The organism is Mycobacterium sp. 050134 (genome assembly GCF_036409085.1).
Classification (GTDB): Bacteria; Actinomycetota; Actinomycetes; order Mycobacteriales; family Mycobacteriaceae; genus Mycobacterium.
Window position 1 is genome coordinate 157,244 of the sequence record NZ_JAZGLV010000011.1, and the last position, 20,636, is coordinate 177,879.

Annotated in this window: 17 protein-coding genes; 7 read left to right on the forward strand and 10 right to left on the reverse strand. The window is 70.4% G+C overall.

Annotation, left to right across the window (positions count from 1 at the left end; translation table 11 throughout):
• Window positions 1-8: 8 nt before the first annotated feature.
• Both SKC42_RS15270 and SKC42_RS15275 read right to left on the reverse strand, forming a co-directional pair.
• The gene (locus SKC42_RS15270) at window positions 9-1,598 is read right to left on the reverse strand and encodes a phytoene desaturase family protein (protein ID WP_442932158.1); all 1,590 of its coding nucleotides are present in this window, start codon (window positions 1,596-1,598) and stop codon (window positions 9-11) included.
• A gap of 2 nt (window positions 1,599-1,600) precedes the next feature.
• Entirely contained in the window at window positions 1,601-2,068 is a 468-nt protein-coding gene (locus SKC42_RS15275; protein ID WP_330965124.1) for an SRPBCC family protein, read from the reverse strand.
• Between the two features lie 142 nt (window positions 2,069-2,210).
• On the opposite strand from SKC42_RS15275, the gene SKC42_RS15280 reads away from it, so the two are divergent.
• Window positions 2,211-2,555: an aminopeptidase gene (locus SKC42_RS15280; RefSeq protein ID WP_330965125.1), complete on the forward strand. Its 345-nt coding sequence runs from the start codon at window positions 2,211-2,213 to the stop codon at window positions 2,553-2,555.
• Window positions 2,556-2,748: 193 nt separating this feature from the next.
• Here the strand turns inward: SKC42_RS15280 and SKC42_RS15285 are convergent, their stop codons facing one another.
• Window positions 2,749-4,515, reverse strand: coding sequence for an SDR family oxidoreductase (locus tag SKC42_RS15285; protein ID WP_330965126.1), 1,767 nt, complete (start codon window positions 4,513-4,515; stop codon window positions 2,749-2,751).
• A gap of 172 nt (window positions 4,516-4,687) precedes the next feature.
• Here SKC42_RS15285 and sucB point away from each other — a divergent pair, with 172 nt between their 5' ends.
• The 5 genes from sucB to SKC42_RS15310 all read left to right on the forward strand — a co-directional run bounded on the left by sucB (window position 4,688) and on the right by SKC42_RS15310 (window position 9,963).
• Window positions 4,688-6,478, forward strand: a complete 1,791-nt coding sequence (sucB, locus tag SKC42_RS15290) for a 2-oxoglutarate dehydrogenase, E2 component, dihydrolipoamide succinyltransferase (RefSeq protein ID WP_330965127.1) — start codon at window positions 4,688-4,690, stop codon at window positions 6,476-6,478.
• A gap of 15 nt (window positions 6,479-6,493) precedes the next feature.
• Window positions 6,494-7,405, forward strand: a complete 912-nt coding sequence (locus SKC42_RS15295) for a TIGR01777 family oxidoreductase (RefSeq protein WP_330965188.1) — start codon at window positions 6,494-6,496, stop codon at window positions 7,403-7,405.
• Between the two features lie 148 nt (window positions 7,406-7,553).
• Window positions 7,554-8,252 carry a lipoyl(octanoyl) transferase LipB gene (gene lipB / locus SKC42_RS15300; protein ID WP_330965128.1) on the forward strand — a complete coding sequence of 233 codons (699 nt, stop codon included), beginning with the start codon at window positions 7,554-7,556 and terminating at the stop codon, window positions 8,250-8,252.
• Window positions 8,249-9,181 (forward strand): lipoyl synthase, encoded by a 933-nt coding sequence (lipA, locus tag SKC42_RS15305; RefSeq protein WP_330965129.1) that lies wholly within the window; start codon window positions 8,249-8,251, stop codon window positions 9,179-9,181. Before lipB ends, lipA begins: the two co-directional genes overlap by 4 nt.
• A 29-nt stretch (window positions 9,182-9,210) precedes the next feature.
• A complete protein-coding gene (locus SKC42_RS15310) occupies window positions 9,211-9,963 on the forward strand; it encodes a DUF4191 domain-containing protein (RefSeq protein ID WP_330965130.1) in 753 nt (250 codons plus the stop codon).
• 28 nt (window positions 9,964-9,991) lie between these two features.
• On the opposite strand, the gene SKC42_RS15315 is transcribed toward SKC42_RS15310, so the two are convergent.
• Window positions 9,992-10,414: an RDD family protein gene (locus SKC42_RS15315; protein ID WP_330965131.1), complete on the reverse strand. Its 423-nt coding sequence runs from the start codon at window positions 10,412-10,414 to the stop codon at window positions 9,992-9,994.
• A gap of 229 nt (window positions 10,415-10,643) precedes the next feature.
• Here SKC42_RS15315 and glnA (SKC42_RS15320) point away from each other — a divergent pair, with 229 nt between their 5' ends.
• On the forward strand, window positions 10,644-12,080 hold the full coding sequence (glnA, locus tag SKC42_RS15320; protein ID WP_330965132.1) for a type I glutamate--ammonia ligase: 1,437 nt from the start codon (window positions 10,644-10,646) through the stop codon (window positions 12,078-12,080).
• A gap of 103 nt (window positions 12,081-12,183) precedes the next feature.
• Here glnA (SKC42_RS15320) and SKC42_RS15325 read toward each other — a convergent pair whose 3' ends face one another.
• From SKC42_RS15325 to SKC42_RS15350, 6 genes are all read right to left on the reverse strand, one after another.
• Window positions 12,184-12,903: a GAF and ANTAR domain-containing protein gene (locus tag SKC42_RS15325; protein ID WP_330965133.1), complete on the reverse strand. Its 720-nt coding sequence runs from the start codon at window positions 12,901-12,903 to the stop codon at window positions 12,184-12,186.
• 81 nt (window positions 12,904-12,984) lie between these two features.
• Window positions 12,985-13,845 carry a TIGR03619 family F420-dependent LLM class oxidoreductase gene (locus SKC42_RS15330; protein WP_330965189.1) on the reverse strand — a complete coding sequence of 287 codons (861 nt, stop codon included), beginning with the start codon at window positions 13,843-13,845 and terminating at the stop codon, window positions 12,985-12,987.
• Window positions 13,842-14,486 carry a PaaI family thioesterase gene (locus SKC42_RS15335; RefSeq protein WP_330965134.1) on the reverse strand — a complete coding sequence of 215 codons (645 nt, stop codon included), beginning with the start codon at window positions 14,484-14,486 and terminating at the stop codon, window positions 13,842-13,844. The genes SKC42_RS15330 and SKC42_RS15335 overlap by 4 nt, the downstream gene beginning before the upstream one ends.
• Window positions 14,483-17,467: a bifunctional [glutamine synthetase] adenylyltransferase/[glutamine synthetase]-adenylyl-L-tyrosine phosphorylase gene (locus tag SKC42_RS15340; protein WP_330965135.1), complete on the reverse strand. Its 2,985-nt coding sequence runs from the start codon at window positions 17,465-17,467 to the stop codon at window positions 14,483-14,485. The genes SKC42_RS15335 and SKC42_RS15340 overlap by 4 nt, the downstream gene beginning before the upstream one ends.
• A 60-nt stretch (window positions 17,468-17,527) precedes the next feature.
• Window positions 17,528-18,868: a type I glutamate--ammonia ligase gene (gene glnA / locus SKC42_RS15345; RefSeq protein WP_330965136.1), complete on the reverse strand. Its 1,341-nt coding sequence runs from the start codon at window positions 18,866-18,868 to the stop codon at window positions 17,528-17,530.
• Window positions 18,869-18,958: 90 nt separating this feature from the next.
• Window positions 18,959-20,512, reverse strand: coding sequence for an alpha/beta hydrolase (locus SKC42_RS15350; RefSeq protein WP_330965137.1), 1,554 nt, complete (start codon window positions 20,510-20,512; stop codon window positions 18,959-18,961).
• Window positions 20,513-20,636 lie beyond the last annotated feature (124 nt).

Consider the following 20,636-nt stretch of genomic DNA (forward strand, 5'->3'; position numbering starts at 1 on the left):
GGCCGAAGCTACTTCGTCAGCAACGACAGCACCGCGCGGTTGGCCCGGCGGCGCGGCCAGCCCGTCACTCCGTCGGCGGCCAGCGCGGCCCTGGCCGCGTTGCGCCCGCAGGCGCCGTGCACGGAGCCGCCAGGCGTGGCGGACGCGCTGCCCAGATACAGCCGTTCCACCGGGGTTTCGGCCCGGCCCAGCCCGGGCGCCGGGCGGAAGATCAGCATCTGCGGCAGTTGCGCGGTTCCGCCGTTGAGGGCGCCGAGATGCAGGTTCGCGTCGCTGGCCTCCAGGTCCGACGGACGCTGCACGAACCGGCCGATCACCGCCGCACCGAAGCCCGGCGCGTGTTCCTCGATGACCTGATCCATCGACTTGGCGAGCCGCTCGGCCGACGCATCGTCGTTCACGTGGCGCGGCAGATGCGTGTAGGCCCAGACGCTTTCGGTGCCCGCCGGGGAACGGGTCGGGTCGGCGGTGGTGGTTTGGCCGAGCAGCATGAACGGGCGCTCGGGCACCACCCTAGTGTTCAGGTCGGCCATCCAGCGGACCAGGCCGTCGCCGTCGGCTCCGAGATGCACGGTGCCCGCGCTCCGCAGGGCCTTGCCCCGCCACGGGATGCGGCCGCTCAGTGCATAGTTCACCTTCACCACCGACGGGTCCCAGATGTAGTTCTCGAAATCCCGGCGCAGCTTGGCCGGCACCGCGTCCGCGGGCAACATCTCGCAGAACAGCCGCGGCGCCGCCACGTCGGCCACGACAGCCCGGCGCGCCCGCACCGTGCGTGCGTCGGCCGTCGTCACACCGACCGCGCGGCCGCCGCTCACCTCGATGCGAGAAACGTTCTGGTTACACTCGATTCGCGCGCCGGCTGACCGGGCCCGGTTGACCAGTGCGGCCGTCAGCTGACCGGACCCACCGACCGGCACCGGCCACCCGCAGTCCTGGGCCAGCATGGTCATCAGATAGCCCATGGCCCCGCTGATCGGCGCGTCGGGCGGCACGTCGGCGTGCATGGCGTTGCCCATCAACAACACTCGCGGCGCGTCCCCGTCGAACAGCTGACTGGCCATCGTGTCGGCAGGTTGCACCAGCAGCCGCGCCAGCCGCAGCGCGTCCGACGTGCCGAGCTTGTGCAGCAGCCGCAACATCGGGCGCACCGGCGGAAACGGCGCCAGCATGGCGTCCAGCAGCGGCGCCTTGATCTTCTGCCACAGCTCGATGACGCGCCACCAGTTGTCGCCGTCGGTGGGCTCGCGCCGGGCCAGCTCGGCGGCGGTGCGGGCGGGGTCGTGGTGGACGATCGGCGGGTCGTCGTCGTCCGGGCCGCGCGGATGGCCCAACACCGCGGGCGCGTGGGACCAGCGCAACCCGTGGTCTTCCAGCTGCAGGGCCGACATCGCGGGGGAAGCCACCGTCATCGGGTAGTACGAGCTGAACAGGTCGGTGATGTAGCCCGGTGTCAGCTCGGCGCTGCGCACGGCGCCGCCCGGCTCCGGCTGGGCCTCGAGCACCAGCACGTCCCAGCCCGCGCCGGCGAGCATCGCCGCGGCGACCAGACCGTGGTGTCCGGCCCCGATGACGACGGCGTCGACGGCCTCGGCCACGCCTATTTGACCTGGGTCGGTTCGAGGCGTTCGGCGAGCGCGGTCAACCGCCACAGGCACTCGCGGTTGCGCGGGTAGACAGCGACCAGCAACAGGCGGTCGGGTATGAGGTTGACCGGCCCCTCGGCGGGTGTCTCGATCATTTCGATCCGGCACCCGCCGTCGGGCAGGTCCTCCAGGCGCAGCGTGATCAGCATGGCGCCGAGCGGCCCGATACCGGCGCGCAGCACGAGTTCCTCGCCGGGCGTGCAGCTTTCGACCACGGTCTGGTCGCTGATGACCAGCGGCCACACCCCCACCGAGTGCTTGATCGCCGACCCCGGCTGCGGCCAGTCGGCATCCACCGCCCGGGTTCGGCTGTTGCCCACCACCCACTGGGCGTAGGTCCATCCGTCGGCCATGGCGTCCCAGATCTCCTGGCGGGAGGCCCTCACCTCTCGGGTCGTGGCCATCTGTCGGGTCGCGGTCATCGACAATCCTTTCGCACCGGCGTGATGCCTACGGATACCCGTGTCGGCGCGAACCATGCGCGGTCCCGCCCTCAGCGGTTTAGCGGCCGGGGTCAGTGGCTACTACGCCGTTACACACGGGCAGCAAACTTGGAGGCGAATCATGACGGTGCGACGGTTGATCATCGCGGTGGGTGCCGCGCTCTTGCTGGCGGGAGTGATCGGGCTGCTGGTGCCGGTGTCGGTGACGGACTTCAACGGCCATTCCGTAGGCTGCGGCAACGCGGTCGCCGAGGACCTCTCCGAGGCCCGAAACGCCAACAACACCAGCGTGGCGAACGTGCCGATCCTGAACCAGATCGTGCCGCACACCGACTACGTCGCGCAGTGCGAGTCGGCGGTGGGCAGCCGGCGGACCTGGACGATTCCGCTGGCGGTGGTGGGGATCATCGCGATCGCCGGGCCGCTGCTGATGGCACGCCAGGGCGCCCCCCTCACGGGTGTCTAGTGGCGATCGCAAGCGCGGCGTAGCCGGGCGCGGCGGGTCGCCACCAAGCCCCCGCGGCGATCGCAAGCGCGGCGTAGCCGGGCGCGGCGGGTCGCCACCAAGCCCCCGCGGCGATCGCAAGCGCGGCGTAGCCGAGATCGACGTGAGCGTGCGGTTCACTCCGCGCCGGCGTCGATGTCGGCGCGAAAACGCGCTAAATCACCCGCACACGCGCGGTGCTCCGCAGCGCCTGCGGCGCGATACGGGAAATCCCATATGCCGCATAGGCTTCCGGCGCCACCGGGCGGATCGGCGTGTTCTTGGCCACCGAAGACATGATGGCGGCGGCGACCTTCTCCGGCCCGTAGTGGCGCAGCGCGAACGCCCGCTTCAGCTGCCCGTGCCGGCCCTCCACGGCCTCGTCGCCTTTGCCGGTCGGTGCGTGGAAGCTCGTGGTGTTGATGATGTTGGTGTTGATGACGCCCGGGCAGATCGTCGTCAGCCCGACGCCGGCGGCGTCGAGCTCGGCCCGCAGGCAGTCCGAGAACATGAAGGTCGCGGCCTTGGAGCTGCAGTACGCGCTCAGCGACTGCAGCGGCGTGTAGGCGGCCATCGACGCCACGTTGACGATGTGGCCCCCGGTACCGCGGTCGACCAGGCGCCGTCCGAAGGAACGGCAGCCGTTGACGACGCCACCGAAGTTGACGTCGAGCACCCGGCCGAACTGCTCGGCGGGAGTATCCAGGAACGCGCCCGCCTGGCCGATGCCGGCGTTGTTGACCACGATGTCAGGCACGCCGTGCTCGGCGCTCACAGCCGCGGCGAACGCCTCGACCGCCTGCCCGTCGGACACGTCGAGCACGTAGGCATGGGCCACGCCCCCGCGAGCGGCGATCTCGGCGGCGGTCTCCTTGACGGCGGCCTCGTCGATGTCGCTGACGACCAGCTCGGCGCCCTTGCGCGCGAACGCAAACGCGGTCTCCCGGCCGATTCCGCTGCCGGCGCCGGTGACGGCCACCAGGGTGTCGCCGAACTCCTCGCGCGGACGGCCGACCTGCGCGCGCAGCAGCGCTCGGCTCGGCGGCTTGCCTTCCGCCAGGTCGGCGAAGTCGTGCACGGCGGCGGCCATCACCTGCGGATGCGACATGGGCGAGAAGTGTCCGGCCTTGATGTCGCGGCGCCACAACCGCGGCACCCAGCGGGCGGCCTCGTCGTACCCGTAGGGCCGCACGTAGGGGTCCACCGTGTTGACGACGAGCAGCACCGGCACGTCGACCACGGGGATCGGCCGCCGACGGGAGAACGCCCGAAAGTAGTTGGCGGGATAGGTCTTCACCGAGTGGGCGGCATCCCGGGCCAGCTTGTCCGAGTGATGGATTCGGCCGGCGGGGATGTTGTCGACCATGTTGCGCCGCATCGCGGCGCTGGACAGCGCGAGCCGCAGCACCAGCGGCGTCAGCACCGGTATCGAGAACAACACCATGTAGGTCAGCCGCAGGGCCTGGCTGAGGGCCCGCGAGAAGCGCCGCGGCCACCACGGCCGGCGCAGGCCGCTGAAGATGTAATCGACGAGTTGATCCTGGCTGGGACCGGAGACCGAGGTGAACGACGCGACCCGGTCGCCGGCTCCGGGCCGGGTCAGGTATTCCCAGATGCCCACGGAACCCCAGTCGTGGGCGAGCACGTGCACCGGCGCACCCGGGCTCAGCTCGCCGGTCACCGCGGCGAAGTCGTCGGCGAACCGCTCCATGGTGTAGGCCGACACCGGTTTGGGCACCGAGGACTCACCGACGCCGCGGTTGTCGTAGCGGATGATCCGGAACCGCTCGGCCAGCAGGGGAACGACGCCGTCCCACAACACGTGGGAGTCCGGGAACCCGTGGACCAGGACGACCGTCGGGCCCGCGCTGTTGCCCTCCTGGTACACCGCGATGCGCGCCCCGTCCGCGCTCTCGACGAACTGCTGGTTTGCTGCCGGCATAGGGACCTCCGCGTCTCGCTACGTCGGCACACCGTAGCAAGCGGGTCGGTGCGGGCGGTGCAGCGAGCGCGCCAGCCCTGACTGCGTGCCGACCAACCCGCAGTGACAGGATGGTGCCGGATAACTCCGCACGACGAGCCCCGACCCACGAGCGATCGAGGAGTCAGAAGACATGGCCTTCTCCGTCCAGATGCCGGCACTTGGTGAGAGCGTCACCGAGGGGACGGTCACCCGCTGGCTCAAGCAGGAGGGCGACACGGTCGAAGTCGACGAGCCGCTCGTCGAAGTCTCGACCGACAAGGTCGACACGGAAATCCCGTCGCCCGCGGCGGGTGTGTTGACCAAGATCGTCGCGCAAGAGGACGACACCGTCGAGGTGGGCGGCGAGCTGGCCATCATCGGCGACTCCGCCGAGGGCGGCGGCTCGTCGGAGCCGGCCCCGGCCGCAAGCCAACCCGAGCCCCAGGCGGAGGCCCAGCCCCAGGCGCAAGCCCAGCCCGAACCCGAGCCGCAGGCCGAGCGGGAGCCCGCACCTCCGCCGCAGCAATCGGGCGGGGGATCCGGTGACGCCACCCCGGTGCTGATGCCGGAGCTGGGCGAGTCGGTGACCGAGGGCACCGTCACGCGCTGGCTGAAGAAGGTGGGCGACTCGGTCCAGGTAGACGATCCGCTGGTGGAGGTGTCCACCGACAAGGTGGACACCGAGATCCCGTCGCCGGTGGCCGGCGTCCTGGTCAGCATCACCGCCGAAGAGGACGACACCGTGGCGGTGGGCGGCGAATTGGGCCGGATCGGTGCCGGCGTGGAGGCCGGCGCCGCCCCCAAGCCCGCCTCCACAGCGGAGCCAAAGCCCGAACCGAAACCGGAGCCCAAGCCCGCACCCCAGCCGCAGGCCGAGGCGAAGCCCGAACCGAAGCCGCAGCCCGTGCCGCAGTCCCAGCCCGCCCCGGCCCGGCCGGCCGCGGAACCGGGCGGTCCGGGCGGGGACGGCGCTCCGTACGTGACGCCGCTGGTGCGGAAGCTAGCCACCGAGAACGGCATCGACCTGAACGAGGTCACCGGCACCGGGGTGGGCGGCCGCATCCGCAAGCAGGACGTGCTCGCCGCGGCCGAGCAGAAGAAGCGCGCGCAACAGGCGCCCACGCAGGCACCGGCCGCCCCGACGCCGGCAGCGGCACCCACCGCCCCCGCCGCACCTCCTGCGCCGGCCGCCCCGGTGCCGGCCCCGGCGCTGGCCCACCTGCGCGGCACGAAGCAGAAGGCCAGCCGCATCCGCCAGATCACGGCGGCCAAGACCCGGGAGTCGCTGCAGGCCACGGCGCAGCTGACCCAGACCCACGAGGTCGACATGACCCGGATCGTCGGGTTGCGGGCCAAGGCGAAAGCGGCGTTCGCCGAGCGCGAGGGCGTCAACCTGACGTTCCTGCCGTTCATCGCCCGGGCGGTGATCGACGCGCTCAAGACGCACCCCAACATCAACGCCAGCTACAACGAGGACACCAAGGAGATCACCTACTACGACGCCGAGCACCTCGGCTTCGCGGTCGACACCGACCAGGGCCTGCTGTCCCCGGTGATCCACAACGCCGGCGACCTGTCGCTGGCGGGGCTGGCCCGGGCGATCGCGGACATCGCCGCGCGCGCCCGCTCGGGCAACCTCAAGCCCGACGAGTTGTCCGGCGGCACGTTCACGATCACCAACATCGGCAGCCAGGGCGCGTTGTTCGACACCCCGATCCTGGTGCCGCCGCAGGCGGCCATGCTGGGCACCGGCGCGATCGTCAAGCGGCCGCGGGTGATCGCGGACGAGTTCGGCAACGAGTCGATCGGGGTCCGGTCGGTCTGCTACCTCCCGCTGACCTACGACCACCGCCTGATCGACGGAGCCGACGCGGGGCGCTTCCTGACGACGATCAGGCACCGGCTCGAAGAGGGAGCGTTCGAGGCCGACTTGGGGCTTTAGAAAGGCTTGGTGAACGTGCCCAAGCCCGTCATAGCGATAGCGGGTTCGTCCGGCCTGATCGGCTCGGCTCTGGCCGCCGCGCTGCGCGCCGCCGATCACCGGGTGCTGCGCATCGTGCGCCGCACGCCGGCGAATTCCGATGAGCTGCACTGGAATCCGGAGAGCGGCGAGTTCGACGCCGAGGCGCTGAGCGACGTCGACGCCGTCGTCAACCTGTGCGGCGTGAACATCGGGCAACGCCGGTGGTCGGGGGCGTTCAAGCAGAGCCTGCGGGACAGCCGGATCGCGCCCACCGAGGTGCTGGCCAACGCCGTCGCCGACGCGGGTGTCGAAACCTTCGTCAACGCCAGCGCCGTCGGCTATTACGGCAACACCAAGGACCGGGTGGTCGACGAGAGCGACCGGGCGGGCGAGGGTTTTCTGGCCCAGCTGTGCGAGGACTGGGAGGCGGCCACGCTGCCGGCCCAGTACGGCGGGGCGCGGGTGGTGCTGGCCCGCACCGGCCTGGTGCTGTCCCCGGCGGGCGGCGCGCTGCGCATGATGCGGCCGGTGTTCGCGGCGGGGCTCGGCGCCCGACTGGGCAGCGGCCGCCAGTACATGTCGTGGATCAGCCTCGAGGACGAGGTGCGGGCGCTGCTGTTCGCGATCGACCATCCCACGCTGTCGGGCCCGGTCAACATGACCGGCCCGGCGCCCGTCACCAACGCGGAGTTCACCACCGCGTTCGGTCGCGCACTCAACCGGCCGACCCCGCTCATGGTGCCGGGGTTCGCGATCCGCGCCGCGCTCGGGGAATTCGCCGACGAGGGGCTGCTGATCGGGCAGCGCGCCATCCCGTCCGCGCTGGAAAGCGCCGGGTTCCAGTTCCACCACAACACCATCGGCGAGGCGCTGTCCTACGCCACCGCCCGCCGCGACCCCGACTGACTTCTTGCCGCGAGAGTGCGCAGTTGTACGCCCGACGCGGCGTGTCGCCGTACAAACACGCCCGCTCGCGGGGCGAGGGGGAGGGCGAGGGCGAGGGCGAGGGGGAGGGAATCGACCAGAAGCCGCGTCGCCGAGTAGCGTCACGGCCGTGAGCAGTTCCATCCGGTCGCACTCGACCGCGATCGACGTCCGCCAGCTGGGGACGGTCGATTACCGCACGGCCTGGCAGTTGCAGCGCGACCTCGCCGACGCCCGGGTCGCCGGCGGCGCCGACACGCTGTTACTCCTGGAGCACCCGGCGGTCTACACCGCGGGCCGGCGCACGGAGCCGCACGAGCGACCTGCGGATGGGACGCCAGTGGTCGACACCGACCGCGGCGGCAAGATCACCTGGCACGGCCCCGGCCAGCTGGTCGGCTATCCGATTATCGGGCTGGCCGAGCCCCTGGACGTGGTGAATTACGTTCGGCGCCTCGAGGAGTCGTTGATCGAGGTGTGCGGCGACCTAGGTCTGGACACGGTTCGGGTCGACGGCCGGTCCGGGGTGTGGGTGCCGGCCGCCGGCGGGCGGCCCGCGCGCAAAGTGGCCGCGATCGGCGTTCGGGTGTCGCACGCGACCACGCTGCACGGGTTCGCGCTGAACTGCGACTGCGACCTGGGCGCCTACGGCGCCATCGTGCCGTGCGGCATCAGCGACGCGGGGGTGACCTCGCTGTCCGCCGAACTGCAGCGAACGGTGACCGTCGACGACGTGCGGGCGGCGGTCGCGGCCGCCGTCTGCGACGCCCTGGACGGCGTCCTGCCGGTGCGGGAACACCCCGCCGCCCGCGTAACATCGGCGGGGTGACTGTCGCACCCGAAGGCCGGCGCTTACTGCGGCTCGAGGTGCGCAACGCGCAGACCCCGATCGAGCGCAAGCCGCCGTGGATCCGGGTCCGCGCCAAGATGGGGCCGGAGTACACCCAGCTCAAGAGCCTGGTCCAGCGGGAAGGTCTGCACACGGTCTGCGAGGAGGCCGGCTGCCCCAACATCTTCGAGTGCTGGGAGGACCGGGAGGCCACCTTCCTGATCGGCGGCGACCAATGCACCCGTCGCTGCGACTTCTGCCAGATTGACACCGGCAAGCCCGCCGACCTGGACCGCGACGAGCCCCGGCGCGTGGCCGCGAGCGTCCAGACCATGGGGTTGCGGTACGCCACCATCACCGGCGTGGCGCGCGACGACCTGCCCGACGGGGGCGCCTGGCTGTACGCCGCCACTGTCCGCGCAATCAAGGAACTCAACCCCGCGACCGGCGTCGAGCTGCTCGTCCCGGACTTCAACGGCGATCCCGCCCGGTTGGCCGAGGTGTTCGACTCGCGCCCGGAGGTGCTGGCGCACAACGTCGAGACCGTGCCGCGGATCTTCAAGCGGATCCGGCCGGCGTTCAGCTACCAGCGCAGCCTCGACGTCATCACCGCGGCCCGCGACGCCGGGCTGGTCACCAAGAGCAACCTGATCCTGGGCCTCGGGGAAACCCCCGACGAGGTGCGCACCGCGCTGGCCGATCTGCGCGGGGCCGGCTGCGACATCGTCACCGTCACCCAGTACCTGCGCCCGTCGGCGCGGCATCACCCGGTGGAGCGCTGGGTCACTCCCGAGGAGTTCGTCGACTTCGCGCAGCACGCCGAGGGCCTGGGTTTCGCGGGCGTGCTGGCCGGGCCGCTGGTGCGCTCGTCGTACCGCGCCGGGCGCCTGTACCAGCAGGCGGCGGTCGGTCGCGGCTCGGCGCCGTAGACGCGGGGCGCGTACGTATCCTTTGACCTATGGCTAAACCCCGCAACGCCGCTGAGAACAAAGCCGCGAGGGCGCAGGCAACGGCCGCCCGCAAGGCCGCCGCGAAGGAGCGCCGCGCCCAGCTGTGGCAGGCGTTCAACATGCAGCGCCAGGAGGACAAGCGCCTGCTGCCGTACATGATCGGCGCGTTCGTCCTGATCGTCGGCATCTCGGTGGCCGTCGCGGTGTGGGCCGGCGGGGTCACGATGTTCACGCTGATCCCGTTCGGCGTGTTGCTGGGCGGCGTGGTGACGTTCATCATCTTCAGCCGCCGGGCCCAGCGGTCCATCTTCAAGAAGGCCGAGGGCCAGACCGGCGCCGCGGCGTGGGTGCTCGACAACCTGCGCGGCAAGTGGCGGGTGACCCCGGGCGTGGCGGCCACCGGCCACTTCGACGCCGTGCACCGGGTGCTCGGCCGGCCCGGCGTCATCCTGGTCGGCGAAGGGTCGGCGGCCCGCGTCAAACCGTTGCTGGCTCAGGAGAAGAAGCGGACCGCCCGGCTCATTGGCGAGGTGCCGATCTACGACATCGTCGTCGGCAACGGCGACGGTGAGGTGCCGCTGGCCAAGCTGGAGCGCCACCTCACCCGGCTCCCGCACAACATCACCGTCAAGCAGATGGACTCGCTGGAGTCGCGGCTGGCGGCCCTGGGCTCGCGGGCCGGTGCCGCGGTCATGCCGAAGGGGCCGATGCCCAACGCCGGCAAGATGCGCGGGGTGCAGCGCACAGTGCGCCGCCGCTAGCCCGCCGGCTTCCACACCCCCGCCACGCCTAGCGCCGCACCACCGCCGTCGCGCTCACCCGGTCGTGGATGCCGCGCCCGTCCCAATCGGTGAACAACGCCGGCACCACCAGCGCGAGGAGCAGCCCCCGCACCACCAGCCGCCCGACCCCCACCGGTGCCCTGCCGTCGACCGCCACCACCTGCAGCCGCAGCGCGAGCTGCCCCGGCGTGAAACTGAAGAGCCGCACGGCGACCACGCCGAGCGCCAACCAGATCACCAGCACCGCCGTCGACAACATGTGCTCGGAGAACGCGCCGAACCGTTCGGCCAGCGCCGCGAGGCCGTAGGCGATCAGCCAGTCGATCAGCAGAGCGGCCAGCCGCCGTCCCATCGGGGCCAGCGATCCGGGTCCGCTCTCGGGCAGACCGAGCCGCTCGCCGGGGTAGGCCGATCGGGCGCCCTGGGTCATCGGCGTGCCCCGACCGGTCGCGGGCGGCGCCCCGGACAGACGGTGCGTCCGGGCACCGGACCAGATACGATCTTGCCGTCCATGGCCCCCACAATAGAACCCGCCGTAGACCCGGGCTCCGTTGCGGACGGCCTGGCCGCGTAACCTGCGCGCAACACGGGGTTGACGGGCGGGCAACATCTGCTCCATAGCGTCAGGCCGCGGATCTCACCAAGAAAAGGAGCATTCTGTGACGGAAACGACGCCCGACGACGTCTTCAAACTCGTTAAAGACCAAGGCATCGAGTTTGTCGACGTCCGGTTCTGTGACTTGCCGGGCATCATGCAGCACTTCACAATTCCGGTTTCGTTTTTCGACGAGAGCGTCTTCGAGGACGGCCTGGCGTTCGACGGCTCGTCGATCCGCGGGTTCCAGTCGATCCACGAGTCCGACATGCTGCTGCTCCCCGACCCGGCCACCGCGCAGATCGACCTGTTCACCGAAGCCCCGACGCTGAACCTCAACTTCTTCGTGCACGACCCCTTCACCCTCGAGCCGTACTCGCGCGACCCGCGCAACATCGCCCGCAAGGCCGAGAACTACTTGATCAGCACCGGCGTCGCCGACACCGCCTACTTCGGCGCCGAGGCCGAGTTCTACATCTTCGACTCGATCAGCTTCGACTCGCGCACCAACGGCTCGTTCTACGAGATCGACGCCATCTCGGGGTGGTGGAACACCGGTTCCCCGACCGAGCTCGACGGCAGCCCGAACCGCGGCTACAAGGTGCGGCCCAAGGGCGGCTACTTCCCCGTCGCCCCCGTCGACCACTACGTCGACCTGCGCGCCAAGATGCTGCAGAACCTGATCAAGGCCGGCTTCAGCCTGGAGAAGGGCCACCACGAGGTGGGCACCGGCGGCCAGGCCGAGATCAACTACAAGTTCAACACGCTGCTGCACGCCGCCGACGACATGCAGCTGTACAAGTACATCGTCAAGAACACCGCGTGGCAGAACGGCAAGACGGTCACCTTCATGCCGAAGCCGCTGTTCGGCGACAACGGCTCCGGGATGCACACCCACCAGTCGCTGTGGAAGGACGGCAACCCGCTGATGTACGACGAGACCGGTTACGCCGGCCTGTCGGACACCGCCCGCCACTACATCGGCGGCCTGCTGCACCACGCGCCGTCGCTGCTGGCCTTCACCAACCCGACGGTGAACTCCTACAAGCGCCTGGTGCCCGGGTTCGAGGCGCCGATCAACCTGGTGTACAGCCAGCGCAACCGTTCGGCGTGCGTCCGCATCCCGATCACCGGCAGCAACCCCAAGGCCAAGCGCCTCGAGTTCCGCTGCCCTGACTCGTCGGGCAACCCGTACCTGGCGTTCGCCGCCATGTTGATGGCGGGCCTGGACGGCATCAAGAACAAGATCGAGCCACAGGCCCCGGTCGACAAGGACCTCTACGAGCTCCCGCCGGAGGAGGCCGCCAACATCCCGCAGGCGCCCACCCAGCTGTCCGCGGTGATCGACCGCCTCGAAGAGGACCACGAGTACCTCACCGAGGGTGGCGTCTTCACGCCCGACCTGATCGAGACGTGGATCAGCTTCAAGCGCGAGAACGAGATCCTGCCGGTCCAGATCCGGCCGCACCCCTACGAGTTCGCGCTCTACTACGACGTGTAGACACCTCGACGACTGAGTCCACCCGCCCCGCGATTCGATATCCATCGCCGGGCGGGTGGACTTTTTCGCGAACTACTCTCCGCGCGACACACCACCATCACTGTCACCGATTCACCCGTTGCACCTCGAGCCGCTTTTCGAACTCGGTCACCACCAGCCGCGCGACGTCGGCCAGCTTGATGTTGGCCTGCTGGGACGCGCGGGTGAGCAACGCGAACGCCTGCAGCCCGGAGAGGTTGTCGCGGTGCATGAGGATGCCTTTGGCCTGGCCGATCAGATCGCGGCTTTCGATCGCTGCCCGCGCCCCTTCCTCGGCGGCGGCGCCGGCCATGGCTATCGCCGCGTGCCGGGCCAGGATCTCGCCGACGGCCAGGGATTCCTCGGTGTACAGATTCGGTTCCGGCCCATACAGATTGAGGGTGCCCAACGCGCCGCGGATGACGAACAGCCGAAAAGACAACATGCACCGCACACCGTGGGCGGTGGCGGCGGCGACGAACCGGGGCCACCGGGTTTCGTTGCGCAGGTCCGGGATGGCGATGGTGCGCTCGTCGGCCAGGGAGCTCAGCGCGGGTCCCTGGCCGAGCTCGCTCTGCAGGCGGTCCAGCGTGCGGGCGACGTCGTCCGACGGCGCTTCCGACGTCACCGCCTTGCCGCGGACCAGTGAGATGCCCGCCCAGCTGATGCCCGGCATGACGTGCACACCCGAATTGACGACGATGCGCAGGAGGCCGTCCGAGTCGGCCTCGGCCTGCATCCGCAGGGCGAGATCACCGAGCAGGGCGGCGAGGGCCGTCGGCGATTCTGCGTTGGTAGACGTCATCGGACCCCCATCCTCACGGCCAGCTGTCGGGTTCTTACCCGATTCGTCGCGCCACTAATCGGGCGCGCCGCGACCGCGCGGCTACCCGTCGAGCGCGAGATCCTTGCGGAACCGCTGCATGCCGTCGATCTTGTCGTCCAGGCTCGCGTCCGGGCCCGCGTAGAACATCCACGGCATCGTGATGATCCCGGTGATGCCGGCCTCCGCGGCGCGCCGGTAGTCGGCGGTCGTGAAGGCGTCGGTGAGCGGCGTCAGAACGGTGAAATCGTCGAGCGACAAACCGCTTTCGGCCCGCAGTTCGCGCAGGCGGCCCACCGCATCGATCGCACGATCGGTCTTGATCAGGTCACCGATCCAGCCGTCGTTGCGGGCGGCGCGGCGCAGCGCGGCGTCGCTGAGGCCGCCGACGTAGACGGGAATGGGCGGCGGGGTCGGTTGCATCTCCAGCCGTGGGGCCCGGTAGAACTCGCCGTCGAACTCCGTCCAGCCAGGCTGCCACAGCGCCCGCATCAGGGCGATCATTTCGTCGGTGCGCTTGCCACGCGCGTCGAATCGCTCGCCCATCAAGGCGAACTCGTCGCGGCACCAGCCGACGCCAATGCCGAGTTCCACCCGTCCCGAGGCCAGGACCGCGGCCGTGCCAATGGCTTTCGCCGCCGCGTACGGGTTGCGCATCGCCGGGACGTACACGGTGGTGACGAACCGCAGCCGGGTGGTCACCTGTGCCAGCGCGCCGGCGAGCACCCAGGGATCGGGCCAATCGGTGAACGGCTGCCAGCGCCGTTGCCCGTCCTTGGTGTACGGATACGGGGTGTTCAGGGTCTCCAGGTTGACGACGTGGTCGGGGATTCCGATGCCGTCGTAGCCCAGTTCGTCGGCGGCCCTGGCGACCTCGATGATCTCCCGAGTGTTCAAGAAGGCGCTGCTGACGTAGAACTTCAACGCGGCTCCCGCGCCCACGACGGCTCGATGAAGACGCCATCGGCCTCCACGGTGACCCCGGCAGTGTCCGAAATGGTGCCGTGCGCAAAGGCTTTCACGCCCTCTTTGCGGTCGATCCACGCCTCGCAGCGGAGCGGTCCCAGCGGGGTCCCGCGCAGGTATTTCACGGTGATGGTTCCGGTGAACCGCGGCTTGGACAGCCCCTCGCTGGCCGCCTCCCCGAGCATGTGGTCGAGCACCAGGGCGCTCACGCCGCCGTGCACCAGGCCGGGCGGGCCCTCGTAGGCCGACCCGAGGACGAACTCGCTCCAGCAGCGGCCGCCGCCCTGGTGGTGCACGACGACGGGCGGGGCGATCGGGTTGCACAGGCCGACCGCCGCATTGCCCAGGGGCAGCGCGCGACCGTCGACGCGGTAACTCACCCCGACCGGGCGCGTCCGCTGGCGCAACGAGGCGGTGACGGCCTCGACCGCGGACCGCGCCTCGGCGATGACGTCGTCGTCGGCCTCCGTCCGGATGGTGGCGTCGATGAGTTCGCGGACGGCGTCGGCCAACGGGGCATACAGCGTCGTGACCCGATCCGCCTCCGCCGCGCTGAGCACCTCGAATATGGCATCCAACGCGCCGACCTCCCGACTCAACTACCGAACACCTTGCGCACCACGGCCTTTGCCCGGCGTGTCACCCGAAGATAGTTGTCCAGGAATTCGCCGCCGTCGTCGGTCGGCCATCCCGCCGCGACGGCGACCGCGTTGAGCTGGCGGCCGGGGCCGGGCAGCTGATCGGTTGGCTTGCCGCGGACCAGCACCAGCGCGTTGCGTGCCCGGGTCGCGGTCAGCCACGCCTGCCGCAACAGGTCCACCTCTTCGGCCGGCACCAGCTCGGCCGCGGCGATCACGTCCAGGGATTCCAGCGTCGAGGTGTTGTGCAGCGCCGGGATCTCGTGCGCGTGCCTCAGCTGCATGAGCTGCACGGTCCACTCGACGTCCGCCAGCCCGCCCCGCCCAAGCTTGGTGTGCGTGTTGGGGTCGGCGCCCCGCGGCAGCCGCTCCGACTCGACACGGGCCTTCATGCGGCGGATCTCCTGCACCGCCTCGGCCGAGACGCCGTCGGGCGGGTAGCGGGTCGTGTCGGCCATCAGCAGGAACCGCTCCCCCAGGTCAGCGTCGCCCGCGACCGCGTGCGCGCGCAGCAGCGCCTGGATCTCCCACGGTTGGGCCCACTGCGCGTAGTAGTTCGTGTAGGCGCCCAGCGTGCGAACCAGCGGACCGCTGCGGCCCTCGGGGCGCAGGTTGGCGTCGACCTCCAGCGGCGGGTCGACGCTGGGCGTGCCCAGCAGCGTCCGCACCTGCTCGGCGACCGTTGTCGACCACCTGATCGCCACCGAATCCTCGACACCGGGCGCCGGTTCGCAGACGAACATCACGTCGGCGTCGGACCCGTAGCCCAGCTCGGCGCCGCCCAGCCGGCCCATGCCGATGACGGCGATGGCCGCCGGCGCCCGCCGGTCCGACGGCAGGTTGGCGCGGACCATCGCGTCCAGCGCGGCCTGCAGCACGGCCACCCACACCGACGTCAGCGCCCGGCAGACATCGCGCACTTCCAGGAACCCGAGCAGGTCGGCGGAGCCGATGCGGGCCAGTTCCCGGCGGCGCAGGGAGCGGGCGGCGGCGATGGCCCGCACGGGGTCGGCGTGCCGGGCCGCCGAGGTGATGAGGCCGCGGGCCACGGCGCCGGGCTCGGGCTCAAGCAGCTTCGGCCCGGACGTCCCGTCGCCGTAGTCCTGGATGACGCGGGGGGCCCGCATCAGCAGGTCCGGCACGAACGCGGACGTCCCCAGCACATGCATAAGCCGCTTGGCCACCGCGGGCTTGTCCCGCAGCGTGGACAGGTACCAGCTTTCGCCCGCAAGCGCCTCCGACAGCCGCCGGTAGGCCAGCAGGCCCGCGTCGGGATCCGGCGCGTATGACATCCAGTTCAGCAACCGGGGCAACAGCACGGACTGCACCCGCCCGCGGCGGCCGCTCTGATTCACCAACGCGGACATGTGTTTCAGCGCCGTCTGCGGGCCCTCGTACCCGAGGGCGGCCAGCTGCCGCTCCGCGGCGTCCGACGTCATCCCGTGGGCGATCTCCAGACCGGTCGGCCCGATCGACTCCAGCAGCGGCTGGTAGAAGAACTTGGCGTGCAGCTGGGACACGCGCACGTTCTGGTGCCGCAGTTCCTCACGCAGCACACCGGCCGCGTCGTGGCGGCCGTCGGGCCGGATGTGGGCCGCGCGCGCCAGCCACCGCACGGCCTCCTCGTCGTCCGCCTCGGGCAGCAGGTGGGTGCGCTTGAGCCGCTGCAGTTGCAGGCGGTGCTCGAGCAGCCGGAGGAACTCGTACGAGGCGGTGAGGTTCGCGGCGTCCTCGCGCCCGATGTAGCCGCCCTGCCCCAGCGCGGCCAGCGCATCCACCGTCGACGCCACGTGCAGCGACTCGTCGCTGCGGCCGTGCACCAGCTGCAGCAGCTGCACGGCGAACTCGACGTCCCGCAACCCGCCGCTGCCCAGCTTGATCTCGCGGGCGCGGACGTCGGCGGGCACCAGTTGCTCGACGCGGCGGCGCATGGCCTGCACCTCGCCCACGAAATCCTCGCGCTCGCAGGCCACCCACACCATCGGCGTCAACGCGGCCAGGTATCGCTCACCGAGATCCTTGTCCCCCACGGCCATTCGCGCCTTGAGCAGCGCCTGGAACTCCCAGGTCTTGGCCCAGCGCTGGTAATACGCGACGTGCGACTCGAGCGTGCGGACCAACTCGCCGCTGCGTCCCTCCGGCCGCAGCCCGGCGTCCACCTGAAAAAACGCCTCGGACGCCACCTTCATCATCTCGCCGGCGACCCGGGCGCTCAGTGCGTCGGCGCGCTCCGCGACGAAGATGACGTCGACGTCGCTGACGTAGTTGAGTTCGCGCGCACCGCATTTGCCCATCGCGATGACCGCCAGTCGCGGCGGCGTGCGGTTGCCGCACACGCCGACCTCGGCGACCCGCAGGGCGGCCGCCAGCGCGGCGTCCGCCAGGTCCGACAGCTGGGCGGCCACCACGGTGAACGGCACGACGGGCTCGTCCTCGACGGTCGCGGCCAGGTCCAGCGCGGCCAGCACCATCAGCTGGTCGCGATACAGGGTGCGCAGCCGGATGAGCGCCGAACCCGGCCCGGCCAACGACTCGTCGACGCACTGGGTGAACATCTCCAGCAGCTGGTCGCGGGTGGGGAGTTTGACGTTGCCGCGCAGCAACTTCCACGACTGCGGATTGGCCACCAGGTGATCGCCGAGGGCCAGCGAGGCGCCCAGCACGGCGAACAGCCGGCCGCGCAGCGTGCGTTCCGTCAGCAGGGCGGCGTCGAGCTCGTCCCACCCGGCGTCCGGATTCTCGGAGATCCGCACCAGCGCCCGCAGCGCCGCGTCGGGGTCCGGGGCCCGCGACAGCGACCACAACCGGTCGACGTAGGCGCGGTCGTCACGGCCGTACCAGCCCAGCTCCGTGAGGCGGTCGCTCGCCGGGGGGTCCACCAACCCGAGCCGTCCGACGCTGGGCAGCCGGGGGCGCTGCGTCTCGGGTTTCGTCACGCCCACGACGGTAGCGCAACGTCTCGATTTCTCAGCCGAGACGGCACGCCGCGGGGCGAAGAAGGCCTACAGCGAGAGGTAGGTGCTCAGCTCGTATGGCGTGACGTGGCTGCGGTAGTTGGCCCACTCGGCGCGCTTGTTGCGCAGGAAGAAGTCAAAGACGTGCTCCCCCAACGTCTCCGCGACCAGCTCGGAGGCCTCCATGGCCCGAAGCGCGCTGTCGAGGCTGGTCGGCAGCTCGCGGTAGCCCATCGTGAGGCGTTCCTCGGGGGTCAGGTCCCACACGTTGTCCTCGGCCTGCGGCCCCAGCACGTAGCCCTTCTCCACCCCGCGCAGCCCGGCCGCGAGCAGCACGGCGAACGCCAGGTAGGGGTTGCAGGCCGAATCGGGGCTGCGCACCTCGATCCGCCGCGACGACGTCTTGTGTGGCGTGTACATCGGCACCCGCACCAGCGCCGACCGGTTGGCCGCGCCCCACGACGCGTTCGTGGGCGCCTCGCCGCCCTGTACCAACCGCTTGTAGGAGTTCACCCACTGGTTGGTGACCGCGCTGATCTCCGAGGCGTGCTCCAGGATCCCCGCGATGAACGACTTGCCCACGTCCGACAGCTGCAGCGGGTCGTCGGTGCTGTGGAAGGCGTTGACGTCGCCCTCGAACAGGCTCATGTGGGTGTGCATGGCCGAGCCGGGGTGCTCCCCGAAGGGCTTGGGCATGAACGACGCCCGCGCGCCGTTCTCGATCGCCACCTCCTTGATGACGTAGCGGAACGTCATCACGTTGTCGGCCATCGACAGGGCGTCGGCGAACCGCAGGTCGATCTCCTGCTGGCCCGGCGCGCCCTCGTGGTGGCTGAATTCGACCGAGATGCCCATGAACTCGAGCGCCTCGATGGCGTGGCGGCGGAAGTTCGACGCCGAGTCGTGCACGGCCTGGTCGAAGTAGCCCGCCGTGTCCACGGGCACCGGCCTCGACCCGTCGTCGGCGCCGGGCTTGAGCAGGAAGAACTCGATCTCCGGATGCACGTAGCAGGAGAACCCCAGGTCGTTGGCCTTCTGCAGCTGGCGGCGCAGCACGTGACGCGGGTCCGCCCACGACGGCGAGCCGTCCGGCATGGTGATGTCGCAGAACATCCGCGCGGAGTGATGGTGGCCGGACGAGGTCGCCCACGGCAGCACCTGGAACGTCGACGGGTCCGGGTTGGCCACGGTGTCAGATTCGGAAACGCGCGCGAAGCCCTCGATGGAGGACCCGTCGAAGCCGATGCCCTCCTCGAACGCGCCCTCGAGCTCAGCCGGGGCGATGGCGACCGACTTCAGGTAACCGAGCACATCTGTGAACCACAACCGAACGAAGCGGATGTCTCGTTCCTCCAGCGTGCGGAGGACGAATTCCTTCTGTCGATCCATGACCCGACAGTATGCGGCGCCTGTTAAATCCGTGTTACTGCTGCCGTTAAATGCCCGCTCAGAACGTTGCGCCGCCCCGGGAGCGGCGGCTCAGGGCTCGCAGCGTAGCGACGCCGGTGGCGCCGTCAGGTTGACGAGGTAACGCACCACCGTGGTGTCCACGCACTGGTTGCCGTTGAAAACCGCCGTGTGCTGGGTCCCGTCGTAGGTGATCAGCGGGGCGCCGAGCTGGCGCGCCAGGTCGACGCCGGACTGATACGGCGTGGCCGGGTCGTGAGTGGTGGACACCACGACGACCCTGCCGGGCGCGACGCGCGGCGCGGGGTGCGGCGTCAGCGTCGCGGGCACCGGCCACAGGCCGCACAAATCACGCGGCGCGTTTCCGGTGAACTGCCCGTAGCTCAAAAACGGCGCGGCCTGGCGTATCCGCTGATCGGCCAACACCCAGCTCGCCGGGTCCGTCGGCGCCGGCGCGTCCACGCACCGCACACCGTTGAACGCGTCCTGGTCGTTGCCGTAGTGCCCGGTCTTGCCGCGGCCCTCGTAGTCGTCGGCCAGCATCAGCAGGTCCCCGGCGTCGGTGCCGCGCTGCAGGCCGAGCAGGCCGCTGGTGAGGTATTTCCAACGTTCCGGCGTGTAGAGCGCGTTGATGGTGCCGGTGGTCGCGTCGGCGTAGCTCAGACCGCGCGGGTCCGACGTCCGGCCCGGCTTGGCCACGAGCGGGTCGACCAGGGCGTGGTACCGCGCGACGGATTGGGCCGGATTGGTGCCCAGCGGGCAGCCCGCCGAACGGGCGCAGTCGGTGGCGTAGTCGTTGAACGCCGTCTGGAATCCCGCCATCTGCGTGACGTTTGCGTCGACCGGCCCGACGGTGGGGTCGATCGCACCGTCGAGCACCATGGCCCGCACGTGGTTGCCGAACTTCTCCAGGTAGGCGGTGCCCAGCTCGGTGCCGTAGCTGTAGCCGAGGTAGTTGATCTGGTCTTCGCCGAGCGCCTGACGAACGAGGTCCATGTCGCGGGCGACGGACGTGGTGCCCACATTGGCCAGGAAGGCGGTGCCCATCCGGTTGACGCACTGCTGGGCCAGCTGCCGGTAAAGCTGTTCGATGTGCGCCACTCCGCCGGGGCTGTAGTCCACCATGGGCTCGCGTCGGTACGCGTCGAACTCGGCGTCGGTGCGGCAGCGCAGCGACGGCGTGGAGTGGCCCACGCCCCGCGGGTCGAAGCCCACCAGGTCGAAGTCGCGCCGAATGTCGGAATTCTCCAGGCCCGAGGCCATTCCGGCGACCATGTCGACGGCGGAAGCGCCGGGGCCGCCGGGATTGATCAGCAGCGACCCGATCCTCCGGCCGGTGGCAGGCACCCGAATGACAGCCAGCTTGGCCTGGGCGGCACCCGGGTTGTTGTAGTCCACCGGGACCGACAGGGTAGTGCAGCGGGCGGTGGTCGGGACGTCGCTGGTGTCGTTGAGGATCTGGCCGCAACTGCCCCAATTGGCCCCCGGCACCATGGCTTGCGCCGGCGCCGGAGCGGGGGTCTGCCCGGCACCCGGTTCCGGGGTCGCCCCCGCCACAGGTGCCTGCCCGGCGGCCAGCATCCCGAACGACAGCAGCGCCGAACTCAACGATCTCAGGCGCGGCATGGGTGTAGATCGTTGCAGCCGCGTGTACCCGTGACAGCGCGAAACGATTACGCCTTGGTCTCGCCTCCGCGTGTCGCCGAGCGCTTCGCGCGTTCGACCGCCCGTTTCGGGGCTCGCCGAGCGT

Coding starts and splice junctions, on each gene's coding strand:
- SKC42_RS15275 (WP_330965124.1), bottom strand. CDS start 2,068: ATGACCGCGACCCGACAGATGGCCACGACCCGAGAGGTGAGGGCCTCC.
- SKC42_RS15280 (WP_330965125.1), top strand. CDS start 2,211: ATGACGGTGCGACGGTTGATCATCGCGGTGGGTGCCGCGCTCTTGCTG.
- SKC42_RS15285 (WP_330965126.1), bottom strand. CDS start 4,515: ATGCCGGCAGCAAACCAGCAGTTCGTCGAGAGCGCGGACGGGGCGCGC.
- sucB (WP_330965127.1), top strand. CDS start 4,688: ATGGCCTTCTCCGTCCAGATGCCGGCACTTGGTGAGAGCGTCACCGAG.
- SKC42_RS15310 (WP_330965130.1), top strand. CDS start 9,211: ATGGCTAAACCCCGCAACGCCGCTGAGAACAAAGCCGCGAGGGCGCAG.
- SKC42_RS15315 (WP_330965131.1), bottom strand. CDS start 10,414: ATGACCCAGGGCGCCCGATCGGCCTACCCCGGCGAGCGGCTCGGTCTG.
- SKC42_RS15325 (WP_330965133.1), bottom strand. CDS start 12,903: ATGACGTCTACCAACGCAGAATCGCCGACGGCCCTCGCCGCCCTGCTC.
- glnA (WP_330965136.1), bottom strand. CDS start 18,868: ATGGATCGACAGAAGGAATTCGTCCTCCGCACGCTGGAGGAACGAGAC.
- SKC42_RS15350 (WP_330965137.1), bottom strand. CDS start 20,512: ATGCCGCGCCTGAGATCGTTGAGTTCGGCGCTGCTGTCGTTCGGGATG.